Origin of the sequence: Streptomyces canus 299MFChir4.1, assembly GCF_000383615.1 — a bacterium.
Lineage (GTDB): Bacteria > Actinomycetota > Actinomycetes > Streptomycetales > Streptomycetaceae > Streptomyces > Streptomyces canus_C.
The window spans coordinates 594,065-614,804 of record NZ_KB911585.1; the positions used below are offsets into that span (position 1 = coordinate 594,065).

Annotated in this window: 18 protein-coding genes; 10 read left to right on the forward strand and 8 right to left on the reverse strand. The window is 70.8% G+C overall.

The features are described from left to right. Positions 1 to 40: 40 nt before the first annotated feature. The gene (locus H293_RS0113565) at positions 41 to 886 is read right to left on the reverse strand and encodes a patatin-like phospholipase family protein (protein ID WP_020118434.1); all 846 of its coding nucleotides are present in this window, start codon (positions 884 to 886) and stop codon (positions 41 to 43) included. A 101-nt stretch (positions 887 to 987) separates the two neighbouring features. Between H293_RS0113565 and H293_RS0113570 the strand changes: the two genes are divergently transcribed. After that, positions 988 to 1,668: a TetR/AcrR family transcriptional regulator gene (locus H293_RS0113570; protein ID WP_020118435.1), complete on the forward strand. Its 681-nt coding sequence runs from the start codon at positions 988 to 990 to the stop codon at positions 1,666 to 1,668. Positions 1,669 to 1,729: 61 nt separating this feature from the next. On the opposite strand, the gene H293_RS60080 is transcribed toward H293_RS0113570, so the two are convergent. Together H293_RS60080 and xylA are read right to left on the reverse strand one after the other, a co-directional pair. Continuing rightward, positions 1,730 to 2,188, reverse strand: a complete 459-nt coding sequence (locus tag H293_RS60080; RefSeq protein WP_259294465.1) for a hypothetical protein — start codon at positions 2,186 to 2,188, stop codon at positions 1,730 to 1,732. Positions 2,189 to 2,368: 180 nt separating this feature from the next. Further along, complete coding sequence (xylA, locus tag H293_RS0113580; RefSeq protein WP_020118437.1) at positions 2,369 to 3,535, reverse strand: xylose isomerase; 1,167 nt, start codon at positions 3,533 to 3,535, stop codon at positions 2,369 to 2,371. Positions 3,536 to 3,681: 146 nt separating this feature from the next. Here xylA and xylB point away from each other — a divergent pair, with 146 nt between their 5' ends. The 5 genes from xylB to adh all read left to right on the forward strand — a co-directional run bounded on the left by xylB (position 3,682) and on the right by adh (position 10,211). Beyond that, the gene (gene xylB, locus H293_RS0113585) at positions 3,682 to 5,127 is read left to right on the forward strand and encodes a xylulokinase (protein WP_020118438.1); all 1,446 of its coding nucleotides are present in this window, start codon (positions 3,682 to 3,684) and stop codon (positions 5,125 to 5,127) included. A 7-nt stretch (positions 5,128 to 5,134) separates the two neighbouring features. Then, positions 5,135 to 6,343: an ROK family transcriptional regulator gene (locus H293_RS0113590; RefSeq protein ID WP_020118439.1), complete on the forward strand. Its 1,209-nt coding sequence runs from the start codon at positions 5,135 to 5,137 to the stop codon at positions 6,341 to 6,343. 309 nt (positions 6,344 to 6,652) lie between these two features. After that, on the forward strand, positions 6,653 to 7,252 hold the full coding sequence (locus H293_RS0113595) for an N-acetylmuramoyl-L-alanine amidase (RefSeq protein ID WP_028807825.1): 600 nt from the start codon (positions 6,653 to 6,655) through the stop codon (positions 7,250 to 7,252). 98 nt (positions 7,253 to 7,350) lie between these two features. Further along, entirely contained in the window at positions 7,351 to 8,631 is a 1,281-nt protein-coding gene (locus H293_RS0113600; RefSeq protein WP_020118441.1) for a GAF domain-containing protein, read from the forward strand. A 56-nt stretch (positions 8,632 to 8,687) separates the two neighbouring features. Then, positions 8,688 to 10,211, forward strand: coding sequence for an aldehyde dehydrogenase (adh, locus tag H293_RS0113605; RefSeq protein ID WP_020118442.1), 1,524 nt, complete (start codon positions 8,688 to 8,690; stop codon positions 10,209 to 10,211). A gap of 226 nt (positions 10,212 to 10,437) precedes the next feature. Here adh and H293_RS0113610 read toward each other — a convergent pair whose 3' ends face one another. From H293_RS0113610 to H293_RS0113625, 4 genes are all read right to left on the reverse strand, one after another. After that, entirely contained in the window at positions 10,438 to 11,373 is a 936-nt protein-coding gene (locus H293_RS0113610; protein WP_020118443.1) for a GNAT family N-acetyltransferase, read from the reverse strand. Positions 11,374 to 11,488: 115 nt separating this feature from the next. After that, on the reverse strand, positions 11,489 to 11,836 hold the full coding sequence (locus tag H293_RS0113615; RefSeq protein ID WP_020118444.1) for a YciI family protein: 348 nt from the start codon (positions 11,834 to 11,836) through the stop codon (positions 11,489 to 11,491). Beyond that, positions 11,833 to 12,777, reverse strand: coding sequence for a Vgb family protein (locus H293_RS0113620; RefSeq protein ID WP_020118445.1), 945 nt, complete (start codon positions 12,775 to 12,777; stop codon positions 11,833 to 11,835). The genes H293_RS0113615 and H293_RS0113620 overlap by 4 nt, the downstream gene beginning before the upstream one ends. Further along, complete coding sequence (locus tag H293_RS0113625; protein ID WP_020118446.1) at positions 12,774 to 13,451, reverse strand: CatB-related O-acetyltransferase; 678 nt, start codon at positions 13,449 to 13,451, stop codon at positions 12,774 to 12,776. The genes H293_RS0113620 and H293_RS0113625 overlap by 4 nt, the downstream gene beginning before the upstream one ends. Before the next feature lie 294 nt (positions 13,452 to 13,745). Here H293_RS0113625 and H293_RS0113630 point away from each other — a divergent pair, with 294 nt between their 5' ends. Continuing rightward, complete coding sequence (locus tag H293_RS0113630; protein ID WP_020118447.1) at positions 13,746 to 14,639, forward strand: LysR family transcriptional regulator; 894 nt, start codon at positions 13,746 to 13,748, stop codon at positions 14,637 to 14,639. 301 nt (positions 14,640 to 14,940) lie between these two features. Here the strand turns inward: H293_RS0113630 and H293_RS58420 are convergent, their stop codons facing one another. Further along, positions 14,941 to 15,279, reverse strand: coding sequence for a LysR substrate-binding domain-containing protein (locus H293_RS58420; RefSeq protein ID WP_020118448.1), 339 nt, complete (start codon positions 15,277 to 15,279; stop codon positions 14,941 to 14,943). 1,573 nt (positions 15,280 to 16,852) lie between these two features. Between H293_RS58420 and H293_RS0113640 the strand changes: the two genes are divergently transcribed. From H293_RS0113640 to H293_RS0113650, 3 genes are all read left to right on the forward strand, one after another. After that, entirely contained in the window at positions 16,853 to 18,022 is a 1,170-nt protein-coding gene (locus tag H293_RS0113640; protein ID WP_020118449.1) for an alpha/beta fold hydrolase, read from the forward strand. 1,019 nt (positions 18,023 to 19,041) lie between these two features. Further along, a complete protein-coding gene (locus H293_RS0113645) occupies positions 19,042 to 19,989 on the forward strand; it encodes a phosphotransferase family protein (RefSeq protein ID WP_020118450.1) in 948 nt (315 codons plus the stop codon). Positions 19,990 to 20,492: 503 nt separating this feature from the next. Further along, a partial coding sequence (locus tag H293_RS0113650; RefSeq protein ID WP_020118451.1) for a helix-turn-helix domain-containing protein occupies positions 20,493 to 20,740 on the forward strand: 248 nt, incomplete at its 3' end.

The following is a 20,740-nucleotide window of genomic DNA, read 5'->3' on the forward strand; positions in this document are numbered from 1 at the left end:
CGGTCGCGGTCATCAGGTTCGGCGCTTTCCGGGCGGGCCTCTATCGCTCGGCGCGCCAGACCGCGTCCACCGAGGCCGCGAGTGCCGTGGCCTGGGCGTGGCCGGCCCGGGCGGCCGCGGGAAGGCGTGCGACGGAGGTCATGTCGCGGCCCATGGCGCGGCGTGCGGTGCGGTCCGGGGTCACGAGAGTGACGTGGGCGCCGTCGGCGGCAAGGGCCGCCGCTTGTTGTCCGGCGCTGGGATGGGGCCCCACGGCGGCGGGGATCGGGGCGACGGCCAGGACGTGGTGATGGCCGCGCGCGAGGTGGATGTTGGCTGTGGCACGGCTGCCTCCGTCCATCCAGCGGCGCCCGGCCACAGTGACGGGAGGCCAGATCACGGGAACCGCGCTGCTTGCGGCGACCGCTTCGAGGAGGGTCACGCCCGAGTCGGCGTCGAAGGCCGCCAGGCGTCCGGACAGGGCGTCGACAGCCGCGATCCGCAGCGCGGGGCCGGGCCAGTCCGCCACGTCGTGCAGCAGGGGGCGCAGCGCGTCGAACACCTCGGACTCGGGGCCCGTACGTGCCTTCAACGCCGTTCGTCCCAGGCGCTGTACGGAGCGCTGGGGGTCGCGGGAGCCCAGCGCGGCCCACAGGAAGCGGAGTGTCTGGCGGAGGGTGACGCGAAGGTTCACCCCGTCGGCGCCGGCCAGTTGCCGTTCGTACAGCTCGCGAGCGGGCTCGCCGGCGAGGAGACGCGAACCGAAGATCGCGCCGGCCGAGGTGCCGATGACTACGTCCGCGCGGGTCAGGTCGACGCCGGCCTCGGACAGGCCCGCGAGCACTCCTGTCATCCAGGCTCCGCCGACGGGGCCGCCCCCGCCGAGGACGAGTGCCGTACTGCCCATGTCTCATCCCCTCCCATCGAAATGGGGAGTAGTCCCCATTTACTCCGCCGACGATAGCATCACTACCGGGGAGCACTCCCCGGTAGTGCGAAGGGGCGATCATGACGGACGACGTGACGGTGCCGGTACGGCGCCGCGATGCGCGACGCAACCGGGAGTTGTTGGTCGAGGCCGCTCACGAGGTGTTCACGGAGCAGGGGTTGGAGGCGCCTCTGGACGTGATCGCGCGGCGGGCGGGGGTCGGGAACGCCACGCTCTACCGGCACTTCCCGAGTCGCGCCGCACTCGTCGACGCCGTCTTCCGGGACCCGCTGACAGGCACCATGACCGCCGGCGAGCGGGCCCGGGCCGCCACGGACGCCTGGGAGGGCCTCGTCGGCTACCTGCAGGCCGTGTTCGCCGTACTGGCCACCGATCGCGGCACGAACGACCTGATGACCACCCACCTCGAGGGCATCGAGTCCTTGCAGGCCGTGCACGCCCACAACCGGGCGACGATGGACCTGCTGCTGCGCCGGGGCCGCGAAGAGGGAACCATCCGCGCGGACGCCACGACCGAGGACGTCCTGTTCGCGCTGGCCGCGCTCGGCCGGGCCGTGCCCTCCCTCGCCACGGCCGCCGGTCCCGAAGCCTGGCGCCGCCCCCTCGCCCTGCTCCTCGACGGCCTGCGCGCCTCGCCGGCCGTCGCGCCCCTGCCCTCCCCGGCGCTCACCGCGGACGAACTCGGCGAGGTCCTTCAGGGCTTGGGGCCACACCGGGCGCCGCGCAGCTCCCCGGCCTGAACGGGGGCGGGGCGGGGCGGGACGACGGTGACGTACGTCCGGCTGCCGCGCCGCCTCCGACTCACCCGAACACGGACGGCAGCAGCGATTCCAGGTCGCTCGGGAACTCGCTGGGGATGTCGCTCGGAAACTGCGACGGGAGCTTGCTCGGCAACTCGGTGGGCAGCTGCGTGGGCAGGCTGAACGACGGCTTGGGCGAACCGCTTTCACCGGTCCGCGTGGACGCCGGGCTCGTGTCCGGCGAGTCGTCGTTCCCCGAGGCCATGAAGACCACGACGAGGGCGACGGCCACGGCGGCCGCGATCACGGCGAGCAGGGCGAACAGCGGGCTGCGGCGCCTTCTCGGACCGCTCGGGCCGGGGCCGCCGACGGGAGCCATCGGCTGGGTCGACGGCATACCGCCGTACTGGTTCGGGCCGTTGCGCCCGAAGTCGTCAGGAGGTGGTCCGAAGCCACCGCCCGGAGGCGGTGTGTCACCCGGCGGTCCGGGCGGCTGGGGCGGTACCGGCGGCATGGCCATACCGTCCAGAGTCGCCTCGAACCGGTCATGGGGCGACCCCCGCGCGGAGGTTGATACCGGCTCATGCCGTGGATCGAATGATTCCGGAACATTCCACGCGGGGGTCGGGGCGCGTCCGCACGCGCGCGTGCCGTCGGCGAAGGCCACTCACGGCCGACGGCACACGCGCGTGGGTTTCGTTCAGCCGCGCGCACCCAGCAGGTGGTCCATGGCGAGCTGGTCGAGCTGCTCGAAGGCCATGCCGCGGGCCGCGGCCGCCTCCACGTCGAAGTCCTCGAAGGCACTGCGGTCCGCGAGGAGCGACTTGAGGCCGTCCCCGGCCGTCTGCTGCGCCAGCTCGTCCAGACGCGAGGCGCGCAACGCCTCCTGGACCTGCGGGTCGCCGCGGAAGGCGGCCGCACGCTCCTTGAGGATGAGGTAGTTGCGCATGCAGCCCGCGGCCGACGCCCACACACCGTCGAGGTCCTCGGTCCGCGGCGGCTTGAAGTCGAAGTGCTTGGGACCGGCGTAACCGGCGCTCTCCAGGAGATCGACGAGCCAGAAGGCGGCACGCAGGTCACCCGCGCCGAAGCGGAGGTCCTGGTCGTACTTGATGCCGGACTGGCCGTTGAGGTCGATGTGGAAGAGCTTGCCCGCCCACAGGGCCTGCGCGATGCCGTGCGGGAAGTTCAGCCCGGCCATCTGCTCGTGGCCGACCTCGGGGTTCACGCCGTACAGCTCGGGGCGCTCCAGACGCTCGATGAACGCGAGCGCGTGGCCGACGGTGGGCAGGAGGATGTCGCCGCGCGGCTCGTTCGGCTTGGGCTCGATGGCGAAGCGCAGGTCGTAGCCCTGCTCGGTGACGTACTCGCCGAGGAGGTCGAAGGCCTCCTTCATGCGGTCCAGGGCGACGCGCACGTCCTTGGCCCCGCCGGATTCGGCGCCCTCGCGGCCACCCCAGGCGACGTAGGTCTCGGCGCCGAGCTCGACCGCCAGGTCGATGTTGCGGATCGTCTTGCGCAGCGCGTAACGGCGCACGTCCCGGTCGTTGGCGGTGAACGCGCCGTCCTTGAAGACGGGGTGCGTGAAGAGGTTGGTGGTCGCCATCGGCACCTTCATGCCGGTCGCGTCCAGGGCCTCACGGAAGCGCTTGATGTGGCTCTCGCGCTCGCTGTCCGAGGACCCGAAGGGGATCAGGTCGTCGTCGTGGAAGGTCACGCCGTGGGCGCCGAGCTCGGCCAGGCGCTGCACCGTCTCGACCGGGTCGAGGGCACGGCGGGTGGCGTCGCCGAACGGGTCCCTTCCCTGCCAGCCGACGGTCCAAAGGCCGAAGGTGAACCTGTCCTCGGGGGTGGGCTGGTAGTTCATGACGCGGCTCCTTGCTGCTCCGGACTATTTCGTCATGGCGGTTTACAAATTAGTATGCACACACGTCTCCGGGAAGAGACAAGGTGTCTTCAGGGAGAGACACCAGCCGCATCAAGATCATGAGCCGCGCAAAAAGGGAGAGCCCGATGTCAGCAGCCGAGGGTCCGCTCGTCGTCGGCGTGGACACGTCCACCCAGTCCACCAAGGCCCTGGTGGTCGACGCGGCCACCGGCCAGGTCGTCGCGCGCGGCCAGGCACCGCACACCGTGTCCTCCGGAGCCGGCCGGGAGAGCGACCCGCGCCAGTGGTGGGACGCCCTGTCCGAAGCCCTGCGCCAGTGCGGAGACGCCGCGCGCGAGGCCGCCGCGGTGTCGATCGGCGGCCAGCAGCACGGACTGGTCACGCTGGACGCGCGAGGCGAGCCGGCGCGTCCGGCCCTGCTCTGGAACGACGTCCGCTCGGCGCCGCAGGCCAGGCGCCTGATCGAGGAGCTGGGCGGCCCGAAGGCGTGGGCGGAGCGGACCGGAAGCGTGCCGGGGGCCTCCTTCACGGTCACGAAGTGGGCCTGGCTCGCCGAGCACGAGCCCGAGGCCCTGCGCGCCACTAAGGCCGTCCGCCTGCCCCACGACTACCTCACCGAGCGGCTCACCGGGGAGGGCACGACCGACCGCGGCGACGTCTCCGGCACCGGCTGGTGGGCGTCCGCCACGGAGTCGTACGACAGCGAGATCCTGGCGCACGTGGGCCTCGACCCCGCCCTGCTCCCCCGCGTGGTCCGGCCCGGCGAGGTGGCCGGAACCGTCCGCGACGGCCACGACCTGCCGTTCTCCAAGGGCACCCTGGTCGCCCCCGGCACCGGTGACAACGCGGCCGCCGCGCTGGGCCTCGGCCTGCGCCCCGGGACGCCGGTGATGAGCCTCGGCACGTCCGGCACGGTGTACGCGGTGTCGAAGCGGCGCCCCACCGACCCGACCGGCACCGTGGCGGGCTTCGCCGACGCCCACGGCGACTGGCTGCCGCTGGCCTGCACCCTGAACTGCACGCTGGCCGTCGACCGCGTCGCCGCCCTGCTGGGCCTGGACCGCGAGGCCGTGGAGCCGGTCTCGGGGGTCACCCTGCTGCCGTACCTCGACGGCGAGCGCACCCCGAACCTGCCGAACGCCTCAGGGCTGCTGCACGGCCTGCGCCACGACACCACCGGCGGCCAGCTCCTCCAGGCGGCCTACGACGGCGCCGTACAGGCACTGCTCGGGGCGCTGGACCTGGTGCTCGACGAGGACGCGGACCGTTCGACACCGCTGCTGCTGATCGGCGGCGGCGCCCAGGGCACCGCCTGGCAGCAGACCGTACGACGGCTCTCCGGACGGCCTGTCCAGGTTCCCGAGGCCAAGGAACTGGTCGCCCTCGGCGCCGCCGCGCAGGCCGCGGGACTGCTGACCGGCGAGGACCCGGGCGCGGTCGCCCGGCGCTGGAACACGGCCGCCGGGCCGGTGCTGGAGGCCGTCGAGCGGGACGACGAGACGCTGGCCAGGATCGCCGGGGTACTCTCCGACGCGGCGCCGCTGCTGGAGCGGGGGACCTCTGAGAAGTGAGGGAGGCATGACCGCACCGCTGCGCGACGCCCACCCGGCGGGCCCCGGGCGCGGCCTGCCCGACACCCAGCAGGGCATGCGCCGCCGCAACCTGGCCCGTGTGATGCACACCGTGAGTGCCGAGGGACCGCTGTCGCGTGCCGCGGTCGCCTCGCGCATCGGCCTGACCCGGGCCGCGGTGTCGACCCTCGTCGACGAACTCATCCGCTCGGGGCTCCTGGAGGAGCTCGGCCCCGAGCGTCCCGGCCGGGTGGGCAGGCCGGGTTCCGCGCTCGCCGTGAGCGGGCGCGGGCCCGCCGGAATAGGCGCCGAGGTCGGCGTGGACCACCTCGCGGTCTGTGCGGTGGATCTGCGGGGGCAGGTGCGCACGCGCTCGGTGCGGCACGGCGCGAACCGGGGCCGCGCCCCCGAGCCGGTGATCGCCGAACTCACCTCGCTGGTGCGCCGAGTGGTGGCGGAGGCGGAGAGCGAGGGCCTGTGGCCCGCCGGTCTCGCGGTGGCGGTGCCCGGTCTGGTGGCGCGTGACGCCCGGACCGTCGTCCGCGCCCCGAACCTCGACTGGCACGACACGGACCTGGGCACCCTGCTGCCCGAAGACCTCCCGCTGACCGTGGGCAACGAGGCCAACTTCGGCGCGCTGGCCGAACTCTGGCTCGGCGACGGCACCCCCCATGACTTCCTGCACGTCTCGGCGGAGATCGGCATCGGCGCGGCACTGGTCGTGGACGGGCAACTGCTGCGCGGCACCCGAGGTTTCGCGGGTGAGCTCGGCCATGTGCCGGTCCGCCCCGACGGGCCCCGGTGCCCCTGCGGCGGGCGCGGCTGCCTGGAGCAGTACGCCGGGGAGGAGGCGGTGCTGCGGGCGGCCGGCCTGGAGCCGGGCGAGGACCGGGTCGGACTGCTCGCGCAGCACGCGGCGGACGGCGACGAGGCCGTACGGGGCGCCCTGCGCGAGGCCGGACAGGCACTCGGCATCGCGCTGACCGGGGCGGTCAATCTGCTGGACCCCGAAGCCGTGGTGCTCGGCGGTGCGCTGGCCGGGCTCGCGCCCTGGCTGCTGCCCTCCCTGCGGGACGAGCTGGCCCGGCGCACGGCGGGTCCGGCCTGCCCGGTGTCCGTGTCCGGCCTGGGTTCGCAGGGACCGCTGCTGGGGGCGGCCCACTCGGTGGTGCGGGCCGTACTGGACGACCCGGCGGTTGTGGGCGAACGGGCCTGAGTGCCCGTCAGCTCACCCGATCGAGTGAGCCGGTTGTCCACATTTCCCACGTTGTCCACCGGAACACCGAGCGTCCCTCTTCCCAACCGGCCGCCGCCGTACCGTCATTCACGCGAGGCACGCAGATGCCGTGAACGATCGGACTTCGCGAGGTCCTGGTCGTCCGCGACACCAGCCACACCTGCGTGGCAAAGATCCGTGAGGAACGGCTGTCGGCGCGCGAGACTCACCGCGGAGCGCACGACCGGCGCCGTGAGACCGCGGTGGTCCCGCGTGGCTGACACCGCTGAGACGAAGGGCACTTGATCCATGGAACGCACCATGCCGCTGCTCGACAGACGGCGGCTGCTGAAGGGGGCCGTACTGGCCGCCGTACCGTACGCACTGCTTCCCGAGACCCGCGCCGGGGCGGCCCCGCAGCCCGTCGACCACCCGCTCGCCGAATGGCAGCCGGCCACGCCGTCCAACTTCACGGCATCGGACCGCCCCTGGTCCTACCGGGTGGACCGGGTGGTCGTCCACGTCACCCAGACCACCTACACCGACGCCCTGGACATCTTCCGCAACCCGGCGAAGGCGGTGTCCGCCCATTACGTCGTGCGATCGGCCGACGGTCACATCGCGCAGTGCGTGCGGGAGGCGGACGTCGCCTGGCATGCCGGGAACTGGGACTACAACACCCGCAGCGTCGGCATCGAGCACGAGGGCTGGGTGGACAAGCCGGCCTACTTCACCGAAGCCCTCTACCAGGAGTCCGCGAAGCTGGCGGCGGGGATCTGCGGGAGATACGGCATCCCCAGGGACCGCGCGCACATCATCGGGCACTACGAGGTGCCGGGCGCGGACCACACGGACCCGGGCCCCTACTGGGACTGGGACCGCTACCTGCGCTTGGTCCAGGCCGTGTGAGCCGCGCATCGTTCTGGTGACGCCGGTCGAAGAGGTTGTTTGCGCGCGCACCGGGAGTGACGATGTTCCCAGCCGCATCGCGTTCCGGGGAGGCCGAGTTGACCGATCCATGGGTGGCCCTGGAGCCGGGGGCCGACCTTGCCGAGCAGGTCAGGCTGCTGCGGCGGGCGCATGAGACGTTCACCGAGGCGGGCACGGTGCAGCGGGCGGTGCGCCCGGTGGTGGCCGACTCGTGGCGGCGTTCCGCGCGGGCCGGTGTCGGGCCCGACGGGACGGCGGACGTCGAACTCAGCGACGGTGACCTCGGCGCGTATCGGGCCGAGCATCCGCTGGCGCGGGTCATGCCGCTGTTCCGCGAGCTGATGGGCACCTTCGCCTCCGACGGGGAGCATCTGCTCGCGGTGTGCGACGAACACGGCAGGCTGCTGTGGGTCGAGGGCCACGCGAGGACCCGACGGCAGGCCGAGTGGATGAACTTCGTGCCGGGTGCGCGGTGGGCGGAGGCCGCCGTCGGGACGAACGCCCCGGGTACGGCGGTCGCGGTGGACCGTCCGGTGCAGGTCTTCGCGGCCGAGCACTTCATCCGCCGGGTGCAGCCGTGGACCTGCGCGGCGGCACCGGTGCACGATCCGCGGACCGGGCGGGTGCTGGGCGCCGTGGACATCACCGGCGGGGACGGGCTCGCGCATCCGCACAGCCTGGGCTTCGTCCAGGCGGTCGCGCGGGCCGCCGAGTCCCAGCTGGCGCTGCTTCTCCCCCACCAGCCGGCCACCGACAGACCTGAGCTGAGCGCACTGGGCCGGGACGAGGCACTGCTGGTCGCCGGCGGCCGCAGGGTCAGGCTCAGCCGCCGGCACAGCGAGATCCTGGTGCTGCTGTCCCGGCATCCGGAGGGTCTGACCGGGGACGAGCTGTCGTGCGCGCTGTACGAGGACGAGTCGGTGACGCCGGTGACGCTGCGGGCCGAACTGGCGCGGCTGCGCCGGGTTCTGGGACCGGGGCTGCTGGCGTCGCGGCCGTACCGGCTGACCGTGCCGGTCGAGTCGGACGTGGCGGTCGTCGAGCGGCGGCTGGAGAGCGGGGCGGTCGCGGCGGCGGCCACGGGGTACGCCGGCCCGCTGCTGCCGGCCTCGCAGGCTCCAGCGGTGGCGCGGCTCAGACGCCGGGTCGCGGACGGGCTGCGGACGGCGTTGATCGCCCGCCGGGATCCCGACCTGCTGGCGGACTGGGCACACGCTCCGTGGGGCGAGGACGACGTCGAGGTGTGGCGGGCGCTCGCGGCCGTACGGCCCACGGCGAGCGTCCGGGCAAGGCTGGCCGCGCTGGAGTCGGAGCTGACCGCGCCGACGGCAACGTGGTTGCAACGTCCGCGCTCCTAGCCTCACGCGCAGAGCCGCCCAACGGCGGGCGGCGCTGCTGAAGGAGGCTGGCCAGCATGACCCGTTACGCGGCACCCGGCACCGAGGGCGCGATCGTCTCCTACCAGGCGCGCTACGACCACTTCATCGGCGGCGAGTACGTGCCGCCGGCGCGCGGCCAGTACTTCGAGAACCCGTCCCCGGTGAACGGGCAGCCCTTCACCGAGGTCGCACGGGGCACCGCGGAGGACGTGGAGCGGGCGCTGGACGCCGCGCACGCCGCCGCCCCGGGCTGGGGCCGGACCTCCGTGACCGAGCGGTCCGACATCCTGCTGAAGATCGCCGACCGCATGGAGGCGAACCTGGAGCAGCTGGCCGTCGCGGAGAGCTGGGAGAACGGCAAACCGGTGCGCGAGACGCTGGCGGCCGACATCCCCCTGGCCATCGACCACTTCCGGTACTTCGCGGGGGCGATCCGCGCGCAGGAGGGTTCGCTCGGCGAGCTCGACGACGACACGGTGGCGTACCACTTCCACGAGCCGCTCGGTGTCGTCGCGCAGATCATCCCGTGGAACTTCCCGATCCTGATGGCGGTGTGGAAGCTGGCCCCGGCCCTCGCGGCGGGCAACGCGGTCGTCATCAAGCCCGCCGAGCAGACCCCGGCCTCCCTCCACTACTGGATGAGCCTGATCGCGGATCTGCTGCCGCCGGGCGTGGTGAACATCGTCAACGGCTTCGGGGTGGAGGCCGGAAAGCCGCTCGCGTCCAGCCCGCGGGTGGCCAAGGTGGCGTTCACCGGCGAGACCACCACGGGGCGGCTGATCATGCAGTACGCCTCGGAGAACATCAAGCCGGTCACCCTCGAACTGGGCGGCAAGTCGCCGAACATCTTCTTCGACGATGTCTGGGCGCGGGACGACGACTTCCGCGACAAGGCGCTCGAAGGGTTCACGATGTTCGCCCTCAACCAGGGCGAGGTCTGCACCTGCCCGTCCCGGGCCCTGATCCAGCGCGGCAACTACGCCGAGTTCCTCCAGGCGGCCGTCGCCCGCACCGAGCTCATCAAGCCGGGCCATCCCCTGGACACCGACACGATGATCGGCGCCCAGGCCTCCAACGACCAGCTGGAGAAGATCCTCTCCTACCTGGACGTCGGCCGTCAGGAGGGCGCGAAGGTCTTGACCGGCGGCGAACGCATCGATTGCGACGGCGAGTTGAAGGGCGGCTACTACGTCCAGCCGACGATCTTCGAGGGCGACAACCGTATGCGGATCTTCCAGGAGGAGATCTTCGGGCCCGTCGTCTCGGTGACGTCCTTCGACGACTTCGACGACGCCCTGAAGATCGCCAACGACACGCTGTACGGCCTCGGCGCGGGCGTGTGGACCCGGGACATGAACACGGCGTACCGGGCGGGCCGGGCGATCCAGGCGGGCCGCGTCTGGACCAACTGCTACCACGCGTACCCGGCGCACGCCGCGTTCGGCGGGTACAAGCAGTCGGGGATCGGGAGGGAGACGCACAAGATGATGCTTGAGCACTACCAGCAGACGAAGAACCTTCTTGTTTCGTACAGCCCGAAGAAACTCGGCTTCTTCTAGAGCCTGAAGTCGGTTGCCTGGAGCCTTCGTTACGCTCCAGGCGTGCACGAAGCCTGGGCGTCGGGGCGCTCAGCGCTCCGACGCCCCCGGCCGCCTGCGGACCCGAGGAGCTGAACGTGACCGGCCTCGACGCCTCACCGACGTGCTCGACTATCCGCACGGAGTCGGCGCCCACCTGCCAAGTCTCCGGAGGCCGTTGGGGGGTCCGGAGACTTGGCAGATGGGTTCAGTCCCAGACCAGATTGAGGGAGCTCTCGAAGTTGACGTATCCGGCGCGGGCGAAGGACTTCGCCATGGGGACGTTGCCGAGGTCCGTCGATGCCCTGATCCGGTCGACGCCCTCGGCGGCCAGGATGCGGGTGCCCTCGGCGAGGATCTCGTCGATGTAGCCGTTGCCGCGGTGTGCGGGCAGGACACCGATGTACGCGATGATCGGGTGGTAGCTGTTGCGGGCCGGGACCACGAAGCCCACCGGAGCGCCTCCGCCAGGGAGTTCGGCGATGCGCCACCACTCGTGCGGGCTCTTGAACCCGGCGAACTCTCCGTCGTAGTGCCGTTCCGCCGCTTCGCGCGGGCTCAGTCCGGATGCCAGGTCCGCCTGGCTGTTGGCGTCGAGAGTCCCCTCCATGACCGGGGTCATCAGGGCGAGGAGGTCCTCACGGTGGGCCACCGGGCGGAAGACGAGACGCCCCCTGGGCTCCGGGAGCAGGGAGGACGGGGTCCACTGCAGCCGCAGCCGCTCGGCCAGCAACCGTGCTCCGGTGCTCTCCAGTACGCGCGTGCGGGATTCGACCACCTCGCGCGCCGCGGGGTCCTCGTGCCAGTCGGGCGGGACGAAGCGGCCGTATTCAGGCAGCTTCGCGCCCGCCGGGAAGACGGTCGCCGTCGCCGTCTCGAACAGCCGCAGGCCGATCTCGTCGCGGTCTGCCCTGGGCAGCGTGTCGTCGATGTCGAAGAAGTCGAACTTCAGCGGGACGTCACCGCCCGGGGCCGTCCACCAGGCGAGCCGGGCGAGGAGAAGGTCGCCGTCCAGGGCCACCCATGACCACTCGGGGCGGCGGCAGCCGACGGCGAAGTCCTCGGTCAGTTCGTGGTCGAGGACGTAGGAGAGCCGGCAGAAGAGATCGATCTCCTCGGGGCCGGTCAGAGGTCGGTAGCTCACCGATGTCAGTTGCAAGTCAACTCCTGTGAAGGGATGCAGCGCTCCGGGCCCGGTATGGCGTGCTGGTCAGACACGCGGGGTGTCCGGGCAGCGGGCGTCGCGGACCGCATGACGCTCAGGCCGATTCGAGGATCGGGCGAATTTCGAGCGCCTCCGGGGTGGGGAAGCCGCGGGCCAGCTCGATGGCCTCGGCGTGGTCGGCAACTTCCAGTACGATCCAGCCTCCGAGGGTCTCCTCGCCGCTGTGCACGGGCCCCTCGGTCACCGCTGCGGACCCGTCCGCCGTCTTGCGCACGGTGACGGGGCCCCGGTGCTCGGTGTCGAGGGCGTCTCCTCCCGCCAGCTTGCCCGCTGCCGCGAGTTCGCCGATCCAGGTCTCGTACGCCTGCCGGTAGCCGGCGCGGTCGGCCTGGATCCGGGCGCGTGACGCATGCGTCTCGAAGATCACGAGAGCGTATTTCATGAGGCGTTCCTCTGTTCGGTGTTCTTGGTGGTGGTGGCTCTGGTGGTGGCTCTGGTGGTGGCCGGTTTGATGCGGGCCAGTGCGCCTGTCTCCAAGGCCGTCCACAGGGCGCCGTCCGGGCCCACTGTGATCCCGTGCGGCTCGGAGGCCGGGATGGGCAGGTCATGGACGGCGACCGTGCCGTCCGAGGTGACCGAGCCGACGCGGTTGCCGCTCCACTCGGTGAACCACGCCGCGCCGTCGGCGTCGGTGGTGACGGCGTGCGGCCGGGCAGAACGGTCGGGCAGCGGGTACTCGGTGATCCGGCCGCCGGGTGCCATCCGGCCGATCTGACCGGCCGCGAACTCGGTGAACCAGACACTTCCGTCCGGGCCCACGGCGATACCCACCGGCGCGGCCGCCTCGGTGGGGAGCGCGTGGACCGTGATGCGGCCGTCCATGCCGATACGGCCGATGGCGTTGGCCTGATTCATCGTGAACCACATCGCGTCCCCGGCCGCGGCGATAGCGGAGGGGAACGCGCCGGTGCGTGGCAGCGGGTACTCCGTGGCCGTTCCGTCGGTGGTGAGGCGGCCGATGCGGTCGGCGGCCGCCTCGGTGAACCACAGCGCGCCGTCCGGCCCTGCGGCGATGCCGAAAGGCCCGCATTCCGCGGTCGGCGGCGTGAACGCGGTCACCCGGCCGGCCGTCGTGATCCGCCCGACCCGGTGCGCCCGGTACTCCGTGAACCACAGCGCGCCGTCCGGCCCGTTGCTGATGACCGTCGGGCCGCTGTCCGGGGCGAGTCGATGACTGGTCGGCTCCTGTCCCGGGACGAGCCGGCCGATCCTGCCGCTGTGCACCATGGTGAACCACAGCGCGTCGTCCGGGCCTGTGGTGATCGCGTACGGGCCGCTGTCGCGACCGGACACCGCGTACTCCTCGATGGCCGGGGGCGTCACCGCTGCCCCAGACCTTCGGCAGTGGCGATGCGCTCGATGTCCTGCGGGGATCCGGCCATGATGGTGCGGGCGTGCGCGGTCACCAGCTCGACCGGCCAGTCCCACCAAGCTGCCCGTGTGAGCCGTTCGATGCCGCTGTCGTCGAAGCGCTGTCTGATGGTCCGGGCCGGGTTCCCGCCCACGATGGTGTACGGCGGCACGTCGACGGTGACCACCGCTCCGGCCGCGATCACCGCACCGTCGCCGATCCGCACCCCCGGCATCACGGTGACTCCGTATCCGAACCACACGTCGTTGCCGACCACAGTGTCCCCGCGGCTGGGCATGCCGGTGACGAGGTCGAGGGTCTGCTCGGCCCACTCGCCGCCGAACATGGTGAAGGGGAAGGTGGACACCCCCATCGACGGATGGTCCGCGCCCGCCATCAGGAACCGGGTGCCCGTGGCGATCGCGCAGTACTTGCCGATGGTCAGCCGTTCCGGACCGTAGGCGTACAGCACATTTCGCTGCGCGAAGTCGGTCGCCCCTTCGGGGTCGTCGTAGTAGGTGAAGTCACCTGCCACGACGTTGGTCCCGGCGACCAGTGGCTTGAGGAAGACGACCCGCTCGTGGGCAGGCAGTGGATGGATGGTGGCCGGGTCAGGTGCCTGGGCGGCGCTCGGGTCAGATGTCACGCGGGGATCTCTCCGTGGGAGTTCGTGCTCGGCGGGCGGATCCCGGGGCGGCGAGGCCCTGTGACCGATGAGGTACGCGCCTTCCGCGCGCGGTCCACGCCTTTCGGGTCGTCGGCCGAATTGGGCGAGCCGGTGTTGCAGCCTGATGCCGGCTCATGTCACCTGCGGGAGGCGGCCTCCCGGCCCGGTACCCAGCATGCGTATCGGGCAGCCCGGGAACAACTGCCGATCTTGATATGGTCGTTCACCCAGAGGTTTACGAATCCGGGGGACCAGGACAAAACCGGGGACACGATGGAACTGCGGGACATAGAGATCTTCCTGACGCTCGCGGAGGAGCTCCACTTCGGCCGCAGCGCCGAACGCCTGCATGTCTCCCCAGCCCGTGTCAGCCAGGCGATCAAGAAACAGGAACGCCTCATCGGCGCCCAGCTCTTCGAGCGAACCAGCCGCCACGTGCGGATGACCCCCATCGGAGAGGTGCTGCTCCAGCGGCTGAAGCCGGCATACGAGGGCATTCAGGAAGCCGTGGCGGAGGCGACCAGCATCGCCCGCCACTCGGCCGGCACGCTGACGTTGGGGGTCATGGGCGCGCAGATGCACGACATGACCCCGGTCCTGGCCCTCTTCCGAGCCCGGTACCCGTCCGCCGAACTCCGGTTCCGGGAAGTGTTTTTCAGCGATCCGTTCGGAGCCTTGCGGGCCGGCGAGGTCGACGCGGTGACCACCTGGCTGCCGGTCCGCGAGCCGGACCTGACCGTCGGAGTGGTGCTGCGCGAGGAACCGCTCCACCTGATGGTGGCCGCGGATCACCCGCTCGCCAAGCAGAAGTCGGTGAGCATGGAGGTCCTCGGCGACCACATCGTGCCGGGCCTGAACGGTTCCATTCCCTCCTACTGGGAGACCGCCGTCCTGCCGGCCCGCACTCCGGCCGGACGCCCCGTCCGCCGCGGCCCGGCCGTCGCCACCTTCTACGAGATCCTTGCCCTTGTCGCAGCAGGCGACGCGGTCTGCACAGTCCCCGACGAGGGGCGGCGTTACAACGCGCAGACCGACGTCGTCTACCTCCCCCTCCACGATGCCCCGCCCGTCCAGTGGGCCCTGATCTGGCGCACGGACCGCGCGACACCACTGGTACGCGCGCTCGCCGAGGCGGCGACGGACTGCGGGGACGCAACTGGGCGGTAGAGACGGGACACTTCGGCATCGGTGTAGTTCCCCTTTGCCGAGCAGGCACCCGGCCTCACCCGCCGGTACGGACGTCGGACCGAGCGGCCGCAACACGCTTTAGCGCTTGGGAGCGACGAGGCTGTCCGGCTTCTTGCGGGGCCTGCCCCGCCCTGGTCGGGGGATGCGGATCTTCTCCAGCACCGGTTTGAACTGTGTGCCGTCCACTCGCTGACCTAAGGTCACAGGGTCATCAGACCGAGGTCTTCAACGACCTTGGCCAAGGCACGAATCTGGTCGGTCTCGCTGTTCGTGTGCCAGCTCAAGGCCCAGCGGCTGGCGGGGCGTCATGGATGAGGATGTGGGCGATGTCAGGCCGCCCGTAGTAGCGCGGCGCGTGCGCGTGCACGGGGCACACCGCTTCCCCGCCGGCGACGATGGCGAGTAGTCGCGTGCCGTCGACTGCAGTCGGCCCTTGGGGGATCGGCCGCCCGCTGGAGGTGTGGGCGGGGATCAGCGCCTCTCGCCAGTAATCGGGTGCGGCGCCGGTCAGGACGGTCTCGTCGGCAAGGTCCTCGTAGGAGATGGAGTCCCGCTTCACCAGGGGGTGGGCGGAGGAGACGCACAACACGACGGGTTCGGTGTAGGCAACCGAACCCACCGTGAGGTCCGGGTTAACCGTCAGGTTAACGCGCCGTGCGGGAAGGATCGTTGCCGGGAGCTCTGCCGGCGGGAGGCTGTGATTACCGAGGTCGGGCACGGGGCGGCACACCGGGTGGAGCGCCTGAGGCAGCTCATGCGCAACACCCCGCCGATGCGACACCCAGTGAGCAGGAGGCAGGCGCCAGTCGACGTTGGGTTCCGGCTCCGTTCCCTCAAGTGGTGCGTAGCCCACGACGGGCACCTACGGCCGCCTCGCCGGTCCAGCGCCTTGTCGGGACCTCCAAGAGGTCCGCACAGAACCCGTTGATCGTGCGACTGTCCGCTTGATGCTCGTCGGTCAGTTCGGGGGGAGAGGAACTCTCGGCCGTGGATCGTCTCCGACGAACTGTGGCTGCTGATCGAGCCGTTACTGCCGGAGCCCGGCGCCGAAAGGCCCGGCGTCTGGGACCGGCTCCATGCCGTCCTGCCGACGAAACTGCGGGCGGCGAAGCAGCCGACGCGGGCGCCTTCCCCCGGACGGCCGCTGGGTGACCCGTGGCGGATGCGCGACAGCAACTGCTGGACTGCTGGCCCATCCTCGTCGACCTTGAACGCGGAAATGTGCGGTTCGGGACTCTGGAAGAGCGGCAGCTGTGGAGGAAGCCGAGCGCCTGAAGAGGCTGCGGCTGCCCCGCAACCCAGTTACGGGACGGCCCTTCAGGGGCCATGAGCCCCTCCGGACGCACTCAACAAGCGCCCTCGAGCACTCCACTGCCAAGACGCGGAGCAGACCCTTGAATCTTGGACAGGCGCGACACATGGCCGATGACTATCGTTGATGGAAGAGGTTGAGATACCGGGCGGCCCGCCAGGGGCAGCGGGTTCGCGCTGCAAGACGCCCACCCACCCGTGGCTGTCCGCTCCCTCTCCCACCACAATGCAGGGTGTTGAGGGCCCATGGACGGCTATAAAACGCGGATCGAGCTTCGCGGAACGGGTTGGACAGGCCGGCAGACGGTCCAGATCCTGATCGACGGGCCATCCATCGCGATGAACCGCGTCCTCCAGGGCCTCCCCGGCGCCAAAGCACAGGTATCGGCGGAGCGGCAGGACCACCGATCCGGAGACGGAGTCCGGCCGGATGGCACTGGCACCTTCGTCTGCCGGGTATCCACGTCGCGGCTCGCGGCGGGAGAACACCACGTCACGGCCGTGTCTTGGCCTGACGGGCATGAGGCCAGGGTGGAGACCACCGTGGTCGTCCGTGAGCGCAACAACGGTGGCCACGCTCCCCAAGCGGCCGTCGAAGGTGGGGAGGCGTCTGCCGACGACGCGGGGCGGAAAGCGACAGTCCCTTCGAGCGTGAACGGTTCCACGGGGAACGTCGTTTCGGCCACCTCGGATGCATCCCGTCCGGTGTCCGGGAAACGCAGATCTCGCAGGTACTCGCTCCCGCGCCCACACAGCTCACCTCTAGGCCCTGTGACATACGCGCCGGCCGCGGATTCCGCACAACCATACGACCGTTTCCGAGCAGTCCCGACAGACCGCAACTCCCATACCCCATCGGCCGACACAGTTGGAGCGCAGCCATGGCATCACCAGTCCTGACCGACCACAATATCCCTTGGACATCGACCATCCCGGCGAACCAGGGCAAGCCCGCCACGCTCTTCGTGCGGGAACGCAACGGCACCAAGCCAAGCCACGCACGCCAGCCTGTCCTGATGCTCCACGGACGCAGTGTGCCGGGGCTGGCTGGCTTCGATCTCCAGTACGACAAGTACAGCTGGGCGCAATTCCTGGCTGACGCGGGCTACGACGTGTTCGTCATGGACCTTCAGGGATCCGGCCGATCCACACGCCCCGAGATGGGCGACCCGCGCAACGTGAACCCCGCCCAGAAGTACCTCTTGGTAGACCATCCAGGAGGCGCGTTGACCCCCGTGCAATACACCTCCCAGCTGGACAATTCCCAGAGCAATTGGGACGAGGTGCACAAGGTCGTCACCTACATCAAGGACCTCACGGGCGCGCCCAAGGTCGACCTCATCGGCTGGTCAGCCGCCTCTCAGCAACTCGGCCCGTACGCCATCCAGCACAAGGAGAACGTCAAGAGCCTGCTCCTGCTCGCGCCGATCTTCCCGCCCAACGGCAGGCAGAGCAAGCCCGGTACCCGATGGGACCCACCGGTGTCCCTGCCGGTGAGCGCGCCCTCTTCCGTATTCGGTTTTCCCATGGCTCTCACCACCAAGTCGGGTTTCACCACCGCGTGGGACAGGGACGTGGACTGCCACAAGCAGCGTGAGGACGGGATGGTCGACGTGGTCTGGAAGGCGATCATGGAGAATGACGCCCTTGGCGCCAAGTGGGGCCCCGACGTGGCAGGGGCGCCCGAGGGCGTCATGCGGGTCAAGAACCAGTACTGGTGGGGCTGGAATTCCACCACCGTGCCGCTGGACGGCACCCTCGGCTCCGACGTCCCCGTGCTCATCATTTACGGGGACCTCGATTCCACGGTGAACACGTCACCCGACCTCGGCCTGCTGTACTTCTCGGTGCCTGCGCTCTACCAGGCCATTCCCGGGGCTCATAAGCTGATGTTCCGCATCGCCTGCGCGGGTCACCAGATCGTCTGGGAACGCAAGGCCAAGGTAGTACACAACATGTCCCGACAATGGCTCAACAACGGCACCGTGGAAGACCTGGCCAAAGGCAGCTTCTTCCTGGATGAGGACGGCGTCCTCACTCCGGTGGGCTGACCCTGTGCGTTGAACCTTGCCGCCTCTTGATGGATGTCAGGTCCGACGCACTGCGGCACACGGCGCGCCGACGGCTCGGTGGTTGGACGCCGGAGGCCCATCGCGCCTGGCAGCCCCGCATCGGGTCTTTGCAGGAGGGCCGGCACGAGCCCGGGCGCTGCCGAGCCGTCGATGAAACGCAGAGCCTGCTGCCGCAGCACCCCTCCAACGTGGACGTGGTGCGGCAGCAGGCTCTGCGCATCACCAGCGGCATCACCGCCTCCCAGGAAGAGCAGGCGGCGAAGAAGGGGCATCGCACGCCAGACCGTCCGGCCGAACGCCGCCGCGGACTCCCCCACCGGCTACGGCCCCGGCGACCTGCAGTCGGCCTAAGGCCTGACCTCCAGGACCATCGTCGCCATCGTCGACGCCTACAACGGCCGAACGCCAAGTCGGACCTGGCCAACACCCACGACAGCCAGGCTCTGATGCCCCCGTCCGGAACCTTGGGTTGCTGGGCGTGTTTGTCGTACTGGGTTGCCTGGAGGCAACAGTGCCTCACCACTTGGCGCCACCGTATGACCTCCAGGTGAGAGGTAGAAACGCCCTGCTGCGACAGGACTGCGGCCCCGGACGGCCCTTCGCCGTGCGCCCTGGTCAAGGGCCGCCTCCCGTTCCGCCCACGATCCTGCAAGGTCGAGTCCGGTGCGTACCGGGCGGGGCCCGGCCGGAAGCGGTAGGGGCTGCGGTCGGCGGACGCCGCAGTTGCATGATGCCCGTCGGCGGGTCCCCGCGCAGTGGCCGGACGCGGCCGTCGGCGGGCGACGGCCGCCCGTGTACGAAGGAACAGCCACTGTCGGCTCCGGATACTCAGGATCCGCCGGCACTGTTCCGCCGTACACGCGTGGCGGACCGCACGGTGCCCGGGCAGAGCTCCGTCACCGGGTGTCGCGCGGGCGAGGGGCCTACCGTGGGAGATGGTCCCGGCGTCGGCTCCGCTGACCGGCCGGTCGTTCACGCCGGGGGCGAGGAGGCACGAGATGTCCGATGCGATACGGGACACCACGGCCCGGCGTGTACGACATTTCGTCGACGCCGGATATCCCGACGCCGGGCCCGTGGAGGCGGCGGTGGAGGGAGCCGTCTACCGACTCGGGGACGGAACGGTGGCCAGGGTGTGGGAGCGCCGACGGGGATCCGAACTGCGGCGGATGCAGCGTTTCTACGCCGATGCCTCGGAGCACCTGCCGTTCGGCACCCCGGAGATCCTCGCCGTCGAGGACATCGGCGGTGTCCCGATGACCGTGGAGCGGGAGCTGACCGGCGAGCCCTTGGCGGGCAGGATCCGCACCGACGACCCGGACGAGGTGCTGCCCGAAGCGGTCGACTGCCTGGTCGGCGTGCTGCGCGCCCTCGCGGACGCCCATGACGTCGACGAGGTCAAGCACCTTCCTGTGCTGGACGAGGAACGCCCGCTGTGGGAAGACCACACCACTTTCGGATCCGCCCTGGCGGACCTGGTGGACCGGCGGGTCAGCCGGTGCGCGGACCGGCTCTCCACGCAGGTCCGCGACTTCGACGACACGCGTGCCCGGCTGCTTCGGAAGCTGCGCTCACTCCCCCGTACCGACGAGGCGGTCGTCCACGGTGACGTCTTCCCGGAGACCGTGCTGGTGGACGACGACCTGCGGCCGCTCGCCCTCGTGGACTACGGCTTCCTGTCCACGGGCGGGGACCCCCGGTTCGACGCCGCCGTGGCCGCGGCCATCTTCCCGGCGGGCACCGAGCACGCCCCGGAGATCACCCGGCGGCTCACCACGCGGTTCGCCGACGAGTTCGGCTACGCGGTCGACGACCTCCTGCTGTACCGGGCCGCCTATGCGATGGCCACGAGCGACGCCTTCGCGCCGGGCGGCGCTGACGAGCACTTCGCCTGGTGCGTCACCGTGCTCGAGGACCCGGCCGTCGCCGAGTCCCTGCACCGATGACGCACCGCGGGCAGCCGGGCAGCCGGGTAGTTCCGGTGACGGCGTGTGCGGAGCCCTACGATCCCGAGCGGATTTATGGGCACGTGGCCCGGGCAAGCGGCAGGACCGCATCGTGGTGGCTGCAGGCCTGTCGGACCCCGCAGGACCTTCGCCCCGCGTACCGAGCCCCATGATTCCGTCGGCGAACCTGAACACCCACTAACCCGTCCTGACGGGCTGAGCAGCCACCCCTGCGTGACGCTGGGACCTCACAAGGGGCCCGTGCCCGCGCGCTGTCGAGGCTTCAGGCTTTCGGCCGTCGCCCCGTTCTGGGGATCACCGTGTGACCTGTGCGTGCCGGTCGCGCTCATCGGTCGTGCGAAAGATCATCACGTGCTGCCACCGGATCCGGTGCGCTCCGGGGACGGGCGTTCTCGCTAGTGCTCTGACCGCATAGGTTCGCCGGGTTGGCGGTCATGACGGTTGGATGTGCGGTGACGTCCCAACCGACCGCTGGAGGCGCGGTGGCCGAGCCTGTCCGTGTGCGCAGACTGACCGACCAGGAGGGGCAGAAGCTGCAGCAGATCGTGCGCCGCGGTAGCACCAGCTCGGTGCGCTACCGGCGCGCGATGATGCTGCTGGCCTCGGCCGGCGGGAACCGGGTGCCGGTGATCGCACAGCTGGTGCAGGCCGACGAGGACACCGTGCGCGATGTGATCCACCGGTTCAACGCGATCGGCCTGGCCTGCCTGGACCCTCGGTGGGCGGGAGG

Bases quoted from the DNA above. Each gene is read 5' to 3' on its own strand.
- H293_RS0113565 (WP_020118434.1), bottom strand. From the start codon at position 886: ATGGGCAGTACGGCACTCGTCCTCGGCGGGGGCGGCCCCGTCGGCGGA.
- H293_RS0113570 (WP_020118435.1), top strand. From the start codon at position 988: ATGACGGACGACGTGACGGTGCCGGTACGGCGCCGCGATGCGCGACGC.
- H293_RS60080 (WP_259294465.1), bottom strand. From the start codon at position 2,188: ATGGCCATGCCGCCGGTACCGCCCCAGCCGCCCGGACCGCCGGGTGAC.
- xylA (WP_020118437.1), bottom strand. From the start codon at position 3,535: ATGAACTACCAGCCCACCCCCGAGGACAGGTTCACCTTCGGCCTTTGG.
- xylB (WP_020118438.1), top strand. From the start codon at position 3,682: ATGTCAGCAGCCGAGGGTCCGCTCGTCGTCGGCGTGGACACGTCCACC.
- H293_RS0113590 (WP_020118439.1), top strand. From the start codon at position 5,135: ATGACCGCACCGCTGCGCGACGCCCACCCGGCGGGCCCCGGGCGCGGC.
- H293_RS0113595 (WP_028807825.1), top strand. From the start codon at position 6,653: ATGGAACGCACCATGCCGCTGCTCGACAGACGGCGGCTGCTGAAGGGG.
- adh (WP_020118442.1), top strand. From the start codon at position 8,688: ATGACCCGTTACGCGGCACCCGGCACCGAGGGCGCGATCGTCTCCTAC.
- H293_RS0113615 (WP_020118444.1), bottom strand. From the start codon at position 11,836: ATGAAATACGCTCTCGTGATCTTCGAGACGCATGCGTCACGCGCCCGG.
- H293_RS0113630 (WP_020118447.1), top strand. From the start codon at position 13,746: ATGGAACTGCGGGACATAGAGATCTTCCTGACGCTCGCGGAGGAGCTC.
- H293_RS0113640 (WP_020118449.1), top strand. From the start codon at position 16,853: ATGGCATCACCAGTCCTGACCGACCACAATATCCCTTGGACATCGACC.
- H293_RS0113645 (WP_020118450.1), top strand. From the start codon at position 19,042: ATGTCCGATGCGATACGGGACACCACGGCCCGGCGTGTACGACATTTC.